We start from the raw sequence: 15137 nt of genomic DNA on the forward strand, positions 1-15137 counted from the left end.
GAGGAGGATCAGAGGAGCGTGCTCCAGTAGTACCAGAACCGGTTGAGCACCAGCAGCGCGATCACCGCCGCCCACAGCACCGGCAGCGCCCAGTGGTAGCGGGCCGCCTCCCGCACCACCACGCCCAGGCGCGGGCCCACCGCGATCACGCCCGAGCGCAGGTTGTGCAGCGTGGTGTACCAGAACAGCGCCACCACCGTCGCCCACACCACCATGCAGTACGGGCACAGCGCGCCGATCTCGTACAGCGCCTGGCCGATCAGCCAGTGCACGAACAGCACGCCCAGCGCGGTGCCCGCGTGCAGGCCCAGCCAGAACCAGCGCCGGTACGCGGCACCGGCCAGCAGCCCCGCGCCGATCGCCGTCAGCGCACCGAAGGCGGCCAGGCCGAGCAGCGGGTTCGGGAAGCCGAACACCTCCGCCTGCTCGGTGCGCATCACCGAACCGCAGCTGATCACCGGGTTGATGTTGCAGCCGGGGACGTAGGAGGGGTTCTCCAGGATGCGGAGCTTGTCGAAGGTCAGGACGGCCGAGGCGGCCAGCCCGACCAGCCCGCCGAGGAACAGCAGGACCGCCAAGGCCCGGCTCGCCCCGATCGGGGCCCTGCCGGAGGCGTCGGGGGCGGGACGGGAGGGGTGCACGGTGGTAGCGGCGGACATGGCAGCACACTCCGGTGGTGGCGGGGGGAGGGCCGGCCCGGCCGGGAGTCGGCCGGGCCGGTGGTGCCGTGCGGTGGACCGGCCTTACTGCAGGCCGGCGGCCTGCGTGACCTGGGCGGTGAACTGCTCCGGCGAGACGACCGCGTTGCCGGCGAACAGGGTGACCGGCTTGCCGTCCACCTTGACCGTCGGGGTGCCCGTCACGCCGCTGTCGTTGAACGCGTCCGCGACCTTCGCCGCCCACGGCGCGTAGGTCCGGTCGGTGACGGCCTTCACGAACGCGTCCGTCTTCAGCCCGGGCACCTGGCCGGCCAGGTCCAGGAGGTGGTTGACGTCGCCGAAGCCGTCCTCGCGCTCGTCGGGCTGGTTGGCGTACAGCACGTCGTGGAACTGCTTGAACTTGTCCACGCCCTCGTTCAGCGCGGCACCGGCGGCGGCCAGCGCGGTGCGCGAGCCCCTGCCGCCGAGGTTCTTGTCCAGGAAGGCCGCCAGGTGGAACTCCACCTTGATCCGGCCGTCCTCGGTGAGCTTCTTGACCGTCTCGCCGTTCGCCGCCTCGAAGTGCTTGCAGATCGGGCAGCGGAAGTCCTCGTAGACCTCCATGGTGTGCGGGGCGTCCGCCTTGCCGTAGGTGATCACCGTGCCGTTCGGGCCGGTGGCGTTGGCCGGGACGACCAGCGCGGCCGAGCTCGCGGCCGCGGAGGCCTTGTCGTCCTTGTTCGAGGCCGAGTTGACGGCGACCGCGACACCGCCCGCCAGGGCGAGCACCACGACGGCGGAGACCGTCACGACGATCCGCTGACGGCGCTTGGCGGCCTGCTGCTCGATGCGCTGCGCCTCCTGGATCCGCTCACGGGCACTGATGCGCTTGTCCTGCTGCTTGCTGGGGGTCTGAGCCATGGGAAGTCAACTCCTGTACGCGGCGCGCGGGTGCGCGCGGGAAACCGCACCGGGTGCGGCGGGGTCGGGGAACGCGGGAGTCGTGCGCACTGCCTGCGGGCGTACGGGGGCCGGAGGAGTCCGGCCGGGTACGGGAGGGGTGATCGACGAACGCGGGCGAACCGGTGCGGAAGCGATCAGCAGGCAGGCGCGAAGGCCGGCGGGCCGCGCCGGGGCGCCGGGCTCAGCACCACGTCCTCGCGGCGCGGCCGCACGCGGTCCGAGACCGGCAGCGGCACCCGCAGCACCGGGCGCACCGGAGCCGGGAGCAGCAGGACGAGCAGGGCGCGCAGCGGGCGGGCCAGGGACTTCTGCAGCGCCCGCAGCGCCCGGGCCAGGCCCGACAGCGCCGCGTCGCCCAGCCGCAGCCAGCCGGCGGCGGCCAGTGCGATCACCAGGTGCACCAGCAGGAGCAGCAGTTGGGTCGCCACCGGCGCCAACTGCCCGGCGTGGCCCAGCGAACCGGAGAGCAGCGAGCCGTCCATCGAACCGCCGCCGCAGACCAGCAGGTTCACCCCGCGGGCGGGGACCTGCCCGGTGAGCATCGGCCCACAGCTGGTCTGGCCCAGGTTGAAGGTGGTGTTGAGCAGCAGCTCGACCGGCACCATCACGCCGGAGATGTGCAGCATCCGCCGCTCCCCGCCGGCCATCGCGGCCGCGACCAGGAAGACGACGACGCACGCCGAGGCCACCAGCGACAGCGGCAGCGGGCGGCCCGTGATGACCACCTGGCCCAGCGCGGCCATCGGCACGGCGAGCGCGGTGAACACCGCGGCCCGCAGGGCCCTGGTCGCATGGGTGGAGGTCGTCACGCCCCGGAGTATGTCATGACGCCCGTATCCGGGACGAGGGCCCGTACGTCCCTGTTCCGGCTGACAGCGGCTCAGTACCCTGCGCGCTCGGACACGCCTTAGCCTGGAAGCGTTCCCGGTGAGTGACCCCGACGAGGGGATGACCGCACATGGCGAAACCCGAGACCACGGTGGGGCAGGTGCTGCTGGCCCGCATCGAGGCGCAGGCGAAGGTGCTGGCCGGGTTGGACGACGCCGTCCGGGCGGACGAGCCGGACGCGGTGCACCGGATGCGGGTCGCCTGCCGGCGGCTGCGCAGCGCGCTGCGGACCTTCCGGCGGCTGTTCACCCGGGGCGCGACGGACGGGCTGGTCGCGGACCTGCGCTGGCTGGCCGGCGCCCTCGGCGGCGCCCGCGACCGCGAGGTGCTGGCCGCCCGGCTGGCCGCCCAGGCCCGCGAGCTGCCCGCCGAGTGCGATCCGGAACGGGTCGCCGCGGCGCTGGAGCGGTGGGGCGAAGCCGCGTACCGCGAGGTCTGGCCGGAGGTGGTGGCCGCCCTGGACAGCCCGCGCCGCCGCGCCCTCGGCGACGCCCTGGCCGCCCTGCTCGCCGATCCGCCGCTGCGCCACCGGGCCGCCCGCCCCGCCGTCGCCGAGCTGTCCCGGGTCGCCGCCCGGGAGCAGGACCGTACCGCCGAGCGGGTCCGCACGGCCCTCGCGGCGGGGCCCGAGGAGCGCGACCGTGCCCTGCACGAGGCCCGCAAGGCGGCGAAGCGGGCCCGCTACGCCGGCGAGACCGCCGCCCCGGCGGTCGGCGCCCGGGCCGAGCGCTACGCGGAGCGGATGAAGGCCGTCCAGGAGGTGCTGGGCGAACACCAGGACGCCGTGGTCGCCGCCGCCACCCTGGCCGCCCACGCGTCGGCCTCCGGCGAGGCCTTCGGCTACGGCGTCCTCTACGGCCGCCAGCTGGCCGCGGCGGAGGCGGCGCGCGAGCGGCTGCCGGGGGTGTGGAAGCGGGCCGGGAAGCGGAAGCTGACGCGGTTCGGGTAGCGGCCGTCGAAGGGGCTTCCGTCAAGGGTGCCGCCGGCGGGTGGGGGCAGGCCGCGCGGGCCGACTACAGGGTGGTGAGCCCCGCCGAGTGCGCCGCCTCGCGCAGCAGGCCGCGGAGCATGTCGGTGGTCAGCCGGCCGGTGTTCGTGTTGCGCGGGCTGACGTGGTAGCAGCCGTACAGCCGCAGGGCGGGGCCGCCGTCCCGGGCGGGGAGGTCGACCCGGGCGGCGTGGCCGAAGGCGGGCCGGGGGCGGGGGACCTGCCAGCCGGCGTCCGCGAGCACCGGGAGCAGCGCCTGCCAGGCGAAGCCGCCGAGGGCGACGACGGTCCGTACGGTGGGGCGCAGCAGCTGGAGTTCGCGGGTGATCCAGGGCCGGCAGGTGTCGCGTTCGGCGGTGCTGGGCTTGTTGTCGGGCGGGGCGCAGCGGACCGGGTCGGTGATCCGTACGCCGTGCAGTTCCAGGCCGTCGCCGTGGCGCACGGAGGTGGGGCGGTTGGCGAGCCCGAGGTCGTACAGGGCGGCGTAGAGCAGGTCGCCCGAGGGGTCGCCGGTGAAGATCCGGCCGGTGCGGTTGGCGCCGTGGGCGGCGGGGGCGAGGCCGACCAGGACGAGCGGGGCGTCGGGCGGGCCGAAGCCGGGGATGGGGCGGGCCCAGTACTCCCAGTCCTGGTAGGCGCGGCGCTTGGTACGGGCGGTCTCCTCGCGCCACCGGACCAGCCGGGGGCAGGCCCGGCAGTCGGTGACCACCCGGTCCAGCGCGGCCAGTCCGGGGGCCCGGGCGGCGGCGTCGGCGGGGTGGCGGGGGTCGCCGGGGTCGTCGGCGGGGGAGTGGGGAGTGGCCACGCTCGGCATGGCCCCGATCCTAGGGCTCTTCCACGGCGCCCAGGGCTCTCCCCCGGCGGGCTGCACCGCCGTCCGGTGGCTTCCGGGCAGGCGTAGCGTGGAATCAGTTGTTCCGGCGGCCCCCGGCCCGGTCGGGTCCCCGGGTGGTCGGACGCTCCGGTGTGCGCGCAGGCCGCGAGGAGGCCGCGATGATCGTCGATGCGGTGTTGGGAGTTCTCGGGGGGTTGGCCGGGCTGGGGGCGATCTGGGCGAGCCTGAGCATCAGGGTGGTCCAGCAGTTCCAGAAGGGCGTGGTGTTCCGGTTCGGGCGGGTGCGCGACGAGGTGCGCGAGCCCGGGCTGGTGGCGCTGGTGCCGATCGCGGACCGGCTGCGCCGGGTGAACGTGCAGATCGTGACGATGCCGATCCCGGCGCAGGAGGGCATCACCCGGGACAACGTGACCGTGCGGGTGGACGCGGTGGTCTACTACCGGGTGGTGGACGCGGTGAAGGCGACGGTCAACGTGCAGGACTACAACTTCGCGATCTCCCAGGTCGCGCAGACCTCGCTGCGCTCGATCATCGGCAAGAGCGAGCTGGACGACCTGCTGGCCAACCGCGAACCCATCAACCAGGGCCTGGAGTTGATGATCGACAGCCCGGCGCTGGGCTGGGGCATCGAGATCGACCGGGTGGAGATCAAGGACGTCGCCCTGCCGGAGTCGATGAAGCGCTCGATCGCCCGCCAGGCGGAGGCCGAGCGGGAGCGCCGCGCGCGGATCATCACGGCGGACGGTGAGTACCAGGCCTCGTCCCGGCTGTCGGAGGCGGCCGCGGTGATGAGCGCGACCCCGTCGGCGCTGCAACTGCGCCTGCTGCAGACCGTGGTGGAGGTGGCGGCGGAGAAGAACTCGACGCTGGTGCTGCCCTTCCCGGTGGAGCTGCTGCGCTTCCTGGACAGCGCGACGGAGTCCCAGCAGCGGGACCTGCTGGCGGCGGCCGCGGTCGCCGCGGCGGCGAAGTCCGCGAAGCAGGCGGTGGAGAGCGGTGAGGTCTCGGAGGAGGAGCTCGGCCGCGAGCAGCCCACGCGTGAAGTCCCGCCGCTGGAGGAGCTGTTGTCCCACTCGCCGCTGGAAGGCGCGGACCTGGAGGGCGGGCGGGCGGAGGCGGACGGTCAGGCCGTGGCGGAGGCGGTGGCGCAGGACCGTACGGAGCCGAAGGAGGCGTCCTGACGGTGCCCGGTGGCGTCCGTCACCCGGTCGGACCAGGATGGACGAGGGGGAGCAAGCCAGGTCAGGAGGCGGACCATGACCAGTGCCGGCGACATCATGCACCCGGGCGCGGAGTGCATCCGCGAGCACGAGACGCTCGCGGCCGCCGCCCGGATCATGCGGGAACGACACGTGGGCGCACTGCCCATCTGCGGGGAGAACGACAGGTTGCTCGGCATCGTGACCGACCGCGACATCGTGCTGCGGTGCGTCGCGGAGGGGCGTGACCCGGCGCAGGTGACGGCGGGCGAACTGGCCCAGGGGCGGCCGATGACGGTGGAGGCGGACGAGGACTGCGAGCAGGTGCTGCGGGTGATGGAGCAGTACCAGGTCCGCAGGCTGCCGGTGATCAACCATCCGGAGCACAAGCTGGTCGGCATGATCAGCGAGGCGGACATCGCGCGCGGCCTGCCGCAGGCGCGGCTCGCGGAGTTCGTGTCGGCGGTCTGCGCCGAGGAGCCGCCCAAGAAGGAGGCGTTGCAGGGCTGACCCGGCGCACGGAGATCGGACCGGCCCCGGCCGCGGTGAACGGCGCCGCCAGGCCGGGGCGGGGTGGGGAGGGCCTTCAGGAGGTGGGGCCGGACGCCCTAGCCCAGGGCGTAGACGGTGGTGGCGTGGGCGGCGGGGTCCTCGGCGCCCTCGGGCGTGAGGGTGACGTCGAGGAAGGCGATCCGGCGGCCGAGTTTGGTGATCCGGGCGTGCACCAGGACGTCGCGGTCGAGGACGGCGCGCTGGAAGCTGGTGGACTGCTGGACGGTGGTCATCGGGCCGAAGCCGCCGCGGGCCGCGGAGACCGCGATCACGCAGGCCGTGTCGGCGGCGGCCATCAGGGCCTGGCCGGAGAGTGCGCCGCCCTCGCGGGCGAGCTGGTCGGACCAGGGCAGGCGCAGGACGGCGTGCTGCTCGCCGGTCTCGGCGGTGGTCAGGCCGAGGGCCTGCACCCAGGGGGCGAAGTTCTCGGCCAGGATCTTGTCCGCCTCGGCGGGGGTGAGGGTCATCGCGCCATTGTGCCAAGAGCGTTGGCGGGGTGTCAGGACGTCGCGAGGGTGTCCAGGTGGCGGCGGAGCACCGCGCGCAGGTCCTCCGGGCCGACCAGGTCGGGGTGCTGGACGGCCTGCAGGGTGAGGCCGTCGAGGAGGGCGGAGAGTCGGCGGGTCTCCACGGCGAGGTCCAGGCCGGGGGCCAGGGCACCGGCCCGGGCGATCTCGACCAGGACGCGCCGGACCAGCTCGTCCAGGCCGGCCTGCAGCTCGGCGGCGCGGGGCCGGAGTTCGGGCCGGGTGCGGGCGGCGGTGACGAAGGAGAGCCAGAGCGCGGACTCCTCCCGGCGCTCGGCGTCCAGCGGGAGGGTTTCGGCGAGCAGCCGTGCGGTCTGTTCACGCCGGTCGGTGCCGGGGGCGTGTGCCGGGTCGAGCAGGGCGCGGGCGTGGGTGCGGATGCGGGCGTCGATCCGGCGGGCCAGCTCCTGCATCGCGAAGATCATCAGCTCGGAGCTGCCCGCGAAGTAGTGCCGCACCGAGCCGATCGCCAGCCCGGCCTCGTCGGCCACGTTGCGCAGCGAGGCGTGCTCCAGGCCCTCCCGGGCGGCGACGCGCAGGACGGCGTCGGCGACGGCCTGGCGGCGTTCGGCGGGATCGACGATCTTCGGCATGTTGCCGTTATAGCACGGGCGAGCTAAATTGCTGATTTAGCACGATCGAGCTATAAAAATTCGGGGAGCAGGGATGAACAACTGGGTGCACACGGCGCTGATCGCCGCCGTGGTGGTCGTGGTGGTGGTCCGGCGGCTGCGCGGCGAACCGCTCAACGCGCGGGACCTCCTCGCGCCGCCGGTGGTCCTCACCGGCCTCGGCCTGTGGGCGCTCTCGCAGCACCACGGCCTGGGCGTCGGGGACTACGTCTGGGTGGGGGCGGGTGCCGTGCTCGGCGTCGCCTTCGGGGCGCTTCGCGGAGCCACCATCCGGGTCTACGAGCGGGACGGGATGCTGCGGCAGCGCTACACCGGCCGGACCTTCCTGGTGGCCGGGCTCTCGCTCGCCGCGATGGCGGGCTTCGCCGCGCTCGCCGCCCGCAACGGCCTGGCGGCGGACGCCCGGCCGGTCCAACTGTCCATCGGTGTCGGCTTCCTGGGGGAGGCGCTGGTGGTCGGCTGCCGCGCGCTCGCCTCCGGCGTGCCGTTCGCACCGGAGCGGCGGCCCTTCGAGCGGTAGCGTCGACGCGGTCACCCCGCGGTGCGCAGGGCCCGGGCGATCAGCTCCGCCAGGTGCAGGGCCTGCCTCCCGTCGGCGAGTTGGGTGATCTGGGTACGGCAGCTGAAGCCGTCGGCGAGCACCACGGTGTCCGGGCCGACCGCCCGGAGCTCGGGCAGCAGGACGCGCTCCGCGATCGCCTCGGACACCTCGAAGTGGCCCCGCTCGAAGCCGAAGTTGCCCGCCAGACCGCAGCAGCCGGAGTCCAAAACCCGGTTGTCCAGGCCGAGTCGGGCCTCCACCCGGCGGTCGGCGGCGGAGCCGAGCACGGCGTGCTGGTGGCAGTGGGTCTGGGTGACGGCCTCCAGCGGCACGCGCGGCAGCGGGGCGTCCGGGGCGTACTCGTCGATGAACTCGGCGAAGGTGCGGGTGCGTTGGGCGAGCGGGCGGCCGTCCGTGCCGAGCAGCCGGGGCAGGTCCTCGCGCAGGGTCGCGGTGCAGCTGGGGTCCAGGCCGACCACGGGGGTGTCGGCCGGGACTCCGGTTGCCCCGATGGCCCGCAGGCTCCGCCGCAACACCCGGCGGGCGCCGTCGAGTTGGCCGGTGGAGTACCAGGTGAGGCCGCAGCAGACCGGGCCCGCGGGCAGCCGGACCTCGAAGCCCAGGTGCTCCAGCACCTCGACGGCCGAGCGCAGCACGTTCGGCTGGAGGTGGTCGGAGAAGGTGTCCGGCCACAGTAGCACCGGTCGTGCGCCGGGCGGTGCCGGGTGCGCGGCGCGGTGCCGGCGGTACCAGGCGGTGAAGGTCTCCGGCGGGAAGACCGGCAGCACCCGCCGCGGGTCGATCCCGCCGAGCCGCTTGAGCAGCCCGCCGAGCGGTGAGCGGAGCAGCGTGTTGGCGGCCCCGGGCGCGAGTGCCACGGCCCGCAGCCAGAGCGGCAGCCGGCCCATCGAGTAGTGCGCGAGCGGGCGAGGCCGGTGCCGGTAGTGCTGGTACAGGAACTCGGACTTGTACGTCGCCATGTCGACGTGCACCGGGCAGTCGCTCGCGCAGCCCTTGCAGCTCAGGCAGAGGTCGAGCGCCTCCCGGACCTCCGCGGACCGCCAGCCGTCGGGGATCGCGTCGCCCCGCAGCATCTCGGCGAGCAGTCGCGCCCGCCCCCGGGTGGAGTGCCGTTCCTCGCCGGTGGCCATGTAGCTCGGGCACATCACCCCGGTGGTCGGGTCCACGCACTTGGCGACGCCCACACAGCGGTGCACCGCCTTGGCCAGGCTGCCGGCGTCCTGCTCGTACGGCAGGGCCAGCGGCAGCGGGCGGCGCGGGGCGGTGACGAAGCGCAGGTCGGCGTCGAGCGGCCGCGGGTCGACCAGGGCGCCCGGGTTGAGCAGGTTCTCCGGATCCCAGATCCGCTTGAACTCGCCGAACAGGCCGATGATCTCGGGCGGGTACATGCGCGGCAGCAGCTCGGCCCGGGCCTGGCCGTCGCCGTGCTCGCCGGAGAGCGAACCGCCGTACGAGACCGCCAGATCGGCCGCCTGCTCCAGGAACTCCCGGAAGACCAGCACCCCTTGGGGCTCGTCCAGCGGGAAGTCGATCCGCAGGTGCACGCAGCCGTCGCCGAAGTGCCCGTACGGGACACCGTGCAGGCTGTGCCGGCGCAGCAGGGCCCGCAGGGCGCGCAGGTAGTCGCCGAGCCGCTCGGGCGGGACGGCGGAGTCCTCCCAGCCGGGCCAGGCCTCCCCGCCCCCGGGCAGCCGCGTGACGATTCCGGCGCCGGCCTCCCGGACGGCCCACAGCTGGCGCTGCTGGGCCGGGTCGGTGACCAGGGCGACGGAGGCGGAGCGCTCGCGGCGCACCGCGTCGGCGAGCCGGCGGGCGGCCTGGTAGGCGGCCAACGGGGTGTCGCCGCCGATCTCCAGGAACAGCCAGCACGCGCCGGCGGGCAGCCGGTCCAGTGCGGGCGGGCGGGGGCCGGCGGCGAGCAGGGCGGCGATCAGGTCGGCGGCCATGCCCTCGGCGGTCAGCGGTCCGTACGGCAGCAGCGCAGGGACGGCGTCGGCTGCGGCGCCCTCGTCGGGGTAGCCGGCCACCACCAGGGCGCGCGCGGGCGGGTCCGCGACCAGGCGGACGGTCGCGGCCAGCAGCAGCGCGCAGGTGCCCTCGGTGCCGGTGAGCGCCCGGGCGAGGTCGTGGCCCTGCTCGGGCAGCAGCGCGTCCAGCGGGTAGCCGGAGGTGCGGCGCGGAAGCCGGGGCATGCCCTGACGGATGGCGGCGAGGTTGCGGTCGGTGAACTCCTGGAGCTGCCGGTGGAGTTCACCGGCCCGCCCGGGCTGCCCGGCCAGCCCGGCGCGCTCGGCGGCGGTGAGCCGGCCGCCGACCGTCAGCTCGGTGCCGTCCGCGAGCAGCAGCTCCAGTCGCTCGACGTTGTCGGCGGTGCGCCCCCAGACGAGCGAGTGCGAGCCGCAGGAGTCGTTGCCGATCATGCCGCCGATGGTGCAGCGGCTGTGCGTGGACGGGTCCGGGCCGAAGCGCAGCCCGTACGGCCTGGCGGCGCGCTGGAGGTCGTCCAGGACGGTGCCGGGGCGCACGCGCGCGGTGCGCGCCTCGGGGTCGATCGCCAGCACCTCGCCGAGATGGCGGCGGAAGTCCAGCACCACCGCGCCCGGGCCGATCGCCTGGCCGCCGATGCTGGTCCCGGCGCCGCGTGCCACGACCGGCACCCGGTAGCGGCGGCAGAGCGCCAGCGCGGTGCGGACGTCGTCCGGGTCGGCGGGCTTGACCACGCCGAGCGGCAGCTGCCGGTAGTTGGACGCGTCGTGGCTGTAGACGGTCCGTTCGGCGGCGCCGAAGCGGACCTCGCCGCGCAGGACGGCGGCCAGCTCACGGGCCAGCTCGGCGCCGGGGACGGCGGACGGACGGCTCACCAGGGACCTCCCGGGCGCGACAGGGCAGGGCCCGATGATCGCAGCCGGGGCGCCGAAGGGGTACCGGGCGCGACGGGGGTACCACCGTCGGGGTGTCCCGGGCCCGGGCGGGCCTACTTCCGCCCGGTGAGCGTGCCGCGCGCGATGTGGGAGAGCTTGGCGACCTCGAACGCCGGGTAGGCGCCGCCCGCGAGCAGCGAGAACTTGATCCCCTCGCGGCCGCCCGGCCGGCGGTGGCCCGGCGGCAGGAAGCGGCGGTGGTGCTCGGCGGCCCGGTGGAAGAACTGCGGCCGCTCGGCGCGGCTGACGCAGCCCGCGAGGTCGAAGACGAACAGGTAGTGCCGGATCATCCGGACGAACAGCGCGTCCCGCACCGCGTACAGGTGCGGCTGGTCCTCCAGCAGGGCGAAGCTGCGCTCGTACTGCTCGAACAGGTCGAAGACGCTGCTGCCCGGCCCGCCCGCCGGGTGGACGGTCTCCCGGCGGCGCAGCTGGACGCACTCGCGCGCCAGCACGGCGGCCTTCTGCGCGCCGAGCAGCGCCGCGTGCACCACCGGGACCTCCTCGTAGCGGCCGGGCGGGAACGCGAGCTCCAGCCCCGCCCAGTGGCCGCGGCGGATCAGCCGGTCCCAGACCAGCGGCGGTGCGCCGAACAGCTCGGGCCGGTCGAAGGGGGCGAACACCTCGGGGCCTGCCTCGGCGAGCAGCGCCTCGGCCCCGCCGGGCCAGTCCCGGCCCTGGTGCCGGCGGGAGTGGCCGAACAGCAGCACGTCCACCGGGCCGGTCTGCTTCAGCCGGTCGGCGAGCGCCTGGAGCGCATCCCGGGGGAGCAGGTGGTCCGCGTCGAGGAACAGCAGGTACTCGCCGGAGGCCCGGGCGGCCCCCGCGTTCCGGGCCACCCCGACGCCGACCGCCGCGTTCAGGTGCAGCACGGACACCCGCGGATACCGCGCCGCGTACGAGTCGGCGAGTCCGGCCGCGGTCTCGGGGGAGCGGTCGGCGACCACGATCACCTCGACGTCGGCCAGGGACTGCGCGAGCAGCGAGTCCAGGCAGTCGGCGAGTTGTTCGTGCTGGTCGTAGGCGGGGAGCACGACGCTGATCAGGGGTGAGGCCATGACGCCGGAGCGTAAGAGGGCCCGCGGACCGTGGCAAAGCCCTGACGGTGCGTAATTCCCAGCAATTGGCGGCAAATCGTACGACCGTGCGCCATATCTTCACGTCACCTTCCGGACGCGTCCACGTCAGGCCGGACGTCGGGTCGGACGCCCGGCGCCGGACGCCTCGGGCCGGACCGCCCGGCGGCAGGAAGGACGCGCGCGAACGGCGGAGGCCCGCGACGCGTCGGTGCGTCGCGGGCCTCCGGGGGTGCCGGGTGAGCGGGTCGGCTCAGTACCAGTGGTGCGCCTGCCAGAACGACCAGGCGGCGCAGGGGCTGCCGTAGCGGCTGTTCATGTAGTCGAGGCCCCACTTGATCTGGGTGGCCGGGTTGGTGCGCCAGTCGGCGCCCGCGGAGGCCATCTTGGAGCCCGGCAGGGCCTGGACCAGGCCGTAGGCGCCGGAGGACGCGTTGACGGCCAGCGGGTTCCAGCTGCTCTCGTGGAACACGATGTTGCTGAAGCACTGCAGCTGGCCGGCCGGGACGATCTGCGCGGCGATCTGCTGCGGGGTGCCGGAGTAGGTGGTCGCGAGGTTCTGGCGCTGCTGGGAGCGGGAGGCGGCGGCGTCCGCGTCGGCCTTGGCCTTGGCGTCCGCCTGGACCTTCGCCTCGGCCTCGGCCTGCGCCTGGGCGGCCGCCTGCGCCGCGGCCTGGGTGGCGGCGTCCGCGTCGGCCTTGGCCTGGGCGTCCTGGGCGGCCTGCTGGTCGGCGGCAGCGGTGTCAGCCCGGGCCTGGTCGGCGGCCGGCTTGCCGTCCACCGAGACGGCGGCCGCGGGGGCGGCGGCCTCGATGGTGTTCCCGGCCTGCGGGATGGCGAGAGCGGCGGTGGCGGCGCTCGCGACCACGAGGGTGGCGATGCCGGTGATCAGGGAGTTACGGCGGGCATGGCTGAGCTGCATGAAGCGGGCGTTCCTTCTCCGTCGGGGACCGTGCCGGTGGTGCCGGGCACGGCGCATCGCACGGGCTCCGGGTGAGCGGGGCCCGCGCGGCCGTCCGGGACGGCCGTGGCGCCCCGGCGGAAGCGGCGGGGCGGGCGGGCTGCGCGGCGGGACCTGGTCGGGGTCGGGCCGCGCTGCCTGGCGACGGGCCATTCTTGGCAGGGCCCGGGACGGGTGGCAAAGGCAGTCGCTACTACGCCGGGTAGTGGCCGCGGGGCGGCCGCGGCGGGGCCAGCCGGGGGATTTGGCGGGATTTGTCCACATTGCGCACTCGGGGGTGGCGACCGGGTGACATCGGAGGAACGTAAGAGTGACAGGCATGGTGGCCTGCGTTCTTCAGGTAGCCGGTACGGGGTCGCTGCCTGGACGGCACACGGCGGCGGTGCTCCGGCGGGGGCGGCCCGGCGACCGTCCACTAGCGAGGATCGTAGACGCCGGACCCTCTGTGGGCGGCCTCACATCGTTGACCGCGCGAGTTCGGCGCAGTGTGACCGGGCGGTCACGGATTCACGGGGTCTCGTACGGGTTCCCGGGAGCGGGCCGTGCGGCGGGGGTGGGGAAGGGTGCGGTCGGCTGCTCCTCCTCCTTCTCCTCCTCTTCCTCTCCCGCCCCGGCCGGGACGAGATCGCGGGCCAGCAGGGTGGCGCCGGCGACGGCCCCCGGCATGGCGAGCACCGTCACCAGCGGCACCAGGAAGGCCAGCACCAGCGGCGTCCCGAAGCCCAGCGCCAGCCCGAGCCGGGCGCGCAGCAGCCGGATCCGCTCGCGCTGCGGCACCCCGCGCCGCTGGAGGGCGACGGCCGTCAGCTCGACGGTCAGGAAGAAGCCGGAGACCAGGAAGCCGAGCGCCGGGACCACCGTCTGCCCGACCACCGGGATGAACCCGCAGGCGAACAGCAGCACACCGAACCCGGCCACCCGCACCAGCACGGACGCGCTGTCGCGCAGCGCGACCAGCAGCTCGCGCCAGAGCGCGGTGTCCGGCGGGGTGGGTGCACCGCCCTCGGTCTCGTCGACCTTGGCGCAGAGCGCCTCGTAGAAGGGCTGCCCGACCAGCAGTGCGACGGCGGTGAAGGTGAGCACGGAGAGCAGCAGGCCGCCGCCGAAGGCGACCGCCGCGAGCGTGTCGCGCAGCAGTGCCCGCCAGGGTGAGCCCCAGTGGTCGGCGAACGGGGTCGCCCAGGCGGCGAGGTCCCCGGCGCGGGCGGCGAGGAAGGCGAGCGCGGCGACGTAGCCGATCAGGGCAAGCAGGGCAGGCAGCATCCCGAAGCCCCACCAGCGGCCGTGCCGGCCCACCCACTTCTGGCCTTCGACCAGGTACTTCATCCCCGCCACAAGATCCCGCATGGGCGATGAGCCTAGAGCCTCCGCAGCCGGAACCGTGCATTGCCGTGTTCCTGCCAGATTCGACCGGCAAGGCCGACCCCCTCCTGTCGCGCGGCTCGCCGGGCCACTCTCGGTCTTCCCCCACCTGCAAGGAGGATCGTGATGAAGCGTCAACTCGGCAGATTCTTCAGCCTGTTGGCCGGCCTGGTGCTCGGCGCCGGCGCGCTGGTGCTGCCCGCCGCCGCCTCGCCCGCGCCCTCGCCGACCGTCGTCGGCGGCACGCGGGCGGCGCAGGGTGAGTTCCCGTTCATGGTGCGGCTCTCGATGGGGTGCGGCGGCGCGCTCTACACCCCGCAGATCGTGCTCACCGCCGCCCACTGCGTCGACGGCACCGGCGCCGACAGCAGCATCACCGCCACCTTCGGCGTGGTCGACCTGCGCAGCGGCAGCGCGATCAAGGTGCAGTCCTCGTACGTCTACCAGTCGCCCGCCTTCACCGGTGCCGAGAACGGAGACGACTGGGCGCTGATCAAGCTGGCCTCGCCGGTGACCAGCAGCCAGGTCAGCACCCTGCCGATCGCCACCACCACGGCCTACGACAAGGGCACCTTCACCATCATGGGCTGGGGCGCGGCGCGCGAGGGCGGTGCCCAGCAGCGGTACCTGCTCAAGGCCGCCGTCCCGTTCGTCGACGACGCCACTTGCGCCGGCGCGTACCCGGGCCTGAACACCGCCGGCTCGCTCTGTGCGGGCTACGTCGCTCAGGGCGGCGTGGACACCTGTCAGGGCGACTCCGGCGGCCCGATGGTCCGCCAGGACACGGCCGGCCGGTGGGTCCAGGTCGGCATCGTCAGCTGGGGCAACGGCTGCGCCCGTGCCGGCTACCCGGGCGTGTACACCCAGGTGAGCACCTACGCGGCGGACATCGCCGCCGCGGCCGCCGGCCTCTGAGCGCCTGACCCTGATACGGCAGGGCCGGTCACCACACCCGCAGGTGGTGGTCGGCCCTGCCGCGTGTGGTGGGCGGGGCGTCGAGCGGCCCACTCCGAGTGGCGTGCGCCACGGCCCC

General features: G+C 74.6%; 15 protein-coding genes. 5 read left to right on the top strand and 10 right to left on the bottom strand.

The window, feature by feature from the left end:
• Positions 1 to 8: 8 nt before the first annotated feature.
• From BX285_RS18395 to BX285_RS18405, 3 genes are all read right to left on the bottom strand, one after another.
• Positions 9 to 659, bottom strand: a complete 651-nt coding sequence (locus BX285_RS18395; protein ID WP_097238973.1) for a vitamin K epoxide reductase family protein — start codon at positions 657 to 659, stop codon at positions 9 to 11.
• Positions 660 to 743: 84 nt separating this feature from the next.
• Positions 744 to 1559 carry a thioredoxin domain-containing protein gene (locus tag BX285_RS18400; protein ID WP_097238974.1) on the bottom strand — a complete coding sequence of 272 codons (816 nt, stop codon included), beginning with the start codon at positions 1557 to 1559 and terminating at the stop codon, positions 744 to 746.
• A gap of 176 nt (positions 1560 to 1735) precedes the next feature.
• Entirely contained in the window at positions 1736 to 2410 is a 675-nt protein-coding gene (locus BX285_RS18405) for a hypothetical protein (protein ID WP_097238975.1), read from the bottom strand.
• Between the two features lie 149 nt (positions 2411 to 2559).
• Here BX285_RS18405 and BX285_RS18410 point away from each other — a divergent pair, with 149 nt between their 5' ends.
• Entirely contained in the window at positions 2560 to 3438 is an 879-nt protein-coding gene (locus BX285_RS18410; protein ID WP_121175727.1) for a CHAD domain-containing protein, read from the top strand.
• A gap of 64 nt (positions 3439 to 3502) precedes the next feature.
• Here BX285_RS18410 and BX285_RS18415 read toward each other — a convergent pair whose 3' ends face one another.
• Positions 3503 to 4291, bottom strand: coding sequence for a uracil-DNA glycosylase (locus BX285_RS18415; RefSeq protein WP_121175729.1), 789 nt, complete (start codon positions 4289 to 4291; stop codon positions 3503 to 3505).
• 179 nt (positions 4292 to 4470) lie between these two features.
• On the opposite strand from BX285_RS18415, the gene BX285_RS18420 reads away from it, so the two are divergent.
• Positions 4471 to 5493 (top strand): SPFH domain-containing protein, encoded by a 1023-nt coding sequence (locus tag BX285_RS18420; RefSeq protein ID WP_097238978.1) that lies wholly within the window; start codon positions 4471 to 4473, stop codon positions 5491 to 5493.
• 75 nt (positions 5494 to 5568) lie between these two features.
• A complete protein-coding gene (locus BX285_RS18425; RefSeq protein ID WP_097238979.1) occupies positions 5569 to 6021 on the top strand; it encodes a CBS domain-containing protein in 453 nt (150 codons plus the stop codon).
• Between the two features lie 98 nt (positions 6022 to 6119).
• On the opposite strand, the gene BX285_RS18430 is transcribed toward BX285_RS18425, so the two are convergent.
• Positions 6120 to 6530, bottom strand: coding sequence for a PaaI family thioesterase (locus tag BX285_RS18430; RefSeq protein ID WP_121175731.1), 411 nt, complete (start codon positions 6528 to 6530; stop codon positions 6120 to 6122).
• 32 nt (positions 6531 to 6562) lie between these two features.
• Positions 6563 to 7183, bottom strand: coding sequence for a TetR/AcrR family transcriptional regulator (locus tag BX285_RS18435; protein ID WP_097238981.1), 621 nt, complete (start codon positions 7181 to 7183; stop codon positions 6563 to 6565).
• Between the two features lie 73 nt (positions 7184 to 7256).
• Between BX285_RS18435 and BX285_RS18440 the strand changes: the two genes are divergently transcribed.
• Positions 7257 to 7742 (top strand): DUF1453 family protein, encoded by a 486-nt coding sequence (locus BX285_RS18440; RefSeq protein ID WP_121175733.1) that lies wholly within the window; start codon positions 7257 to 7259, stop codon positions 7740 to 7742.
• Between the two features lie 11 nt (positions 7743 to 7753).
• Here the strand turns inward: BX285_RS18440 and BX285_RS18445 are convergent, their stop codons facing one another.
• The 4 genes from BX285_RS18445 to BX285_RS18460 all read right to left on the bottom strand — a co-directional run bounded on the left by BX285_RS18445 (position 7754) and on the right by BX285_RS18460 (position 14089).
• A complete protein-coding gene (locus BX285_RS18445) occupies positions 7754 to 10645 on the bottom strand; it encodes an FAD-binding and (Fe-S)-binding domain-containing protein (protein WP_183107097.1) in 2892 nt (963 codons plus the stop codon).
• Between the two features lie 113 nt (positions 10646 to 10758).
• A complete protein-coding gene (locus BX285_RS18450) occupies positions 10759 to 11763 on the bottom strand; it encodes a glycosyltransferase (protein ID WP_121175735.1) in 1005 nt (334 codons plus the stop codon).
• A gap of 271 nt (positions 11764 to 12034) precedes the next feature.
• Entirely contained in the window at positions 12035 to 12703 is a 669-nt protein-coding gene (locus BX285_RS18455; RefSeq protein WP_121175737.1) for a transglycosylase SLT domain-containing protein, read from the bottom strand.
• 546 nt (positions 12704 to 13249) lie between these two features.
• Positions 13250 to 14089: an EI24 domain-containing protein gene (locus tag BX285_RS18460; protein WP_121175739.1), complete on the bottom strand. Its 840-nt coding sequence runs from the start codon at positions 14087 to 14089 to the stop codon at positions 13250 to 13252.
• 141 nt (positions 14090 to 14230) lie between these two features.
• Here BX285_RS18460 and BX285_RS18465 point away from each other — a divergent pair, with 141 nt between their 5' ends.
• Positions 14231 to 15019: a trypsin-like serine protease gene (locus BX285_RS18465; RefSeq protein ID WP_121175741.1), complete on the top strand. Its 789-nt coding sequence runs from the start codon at positions 14231 to 14233 to the stop codon at positions 15017 to 15019.
• Positions 15020 to 15137 lie beyond the last annotated feature (118 nt).

The organism is Streptomyces sp. 1114.5 (assembly GCF_003635085.1).
Classification (GTDB): Bacteria; Actinomycetota; Actinomycetes; order Streptomycetales; family Streptomycetaceae; genus Kitasatospora.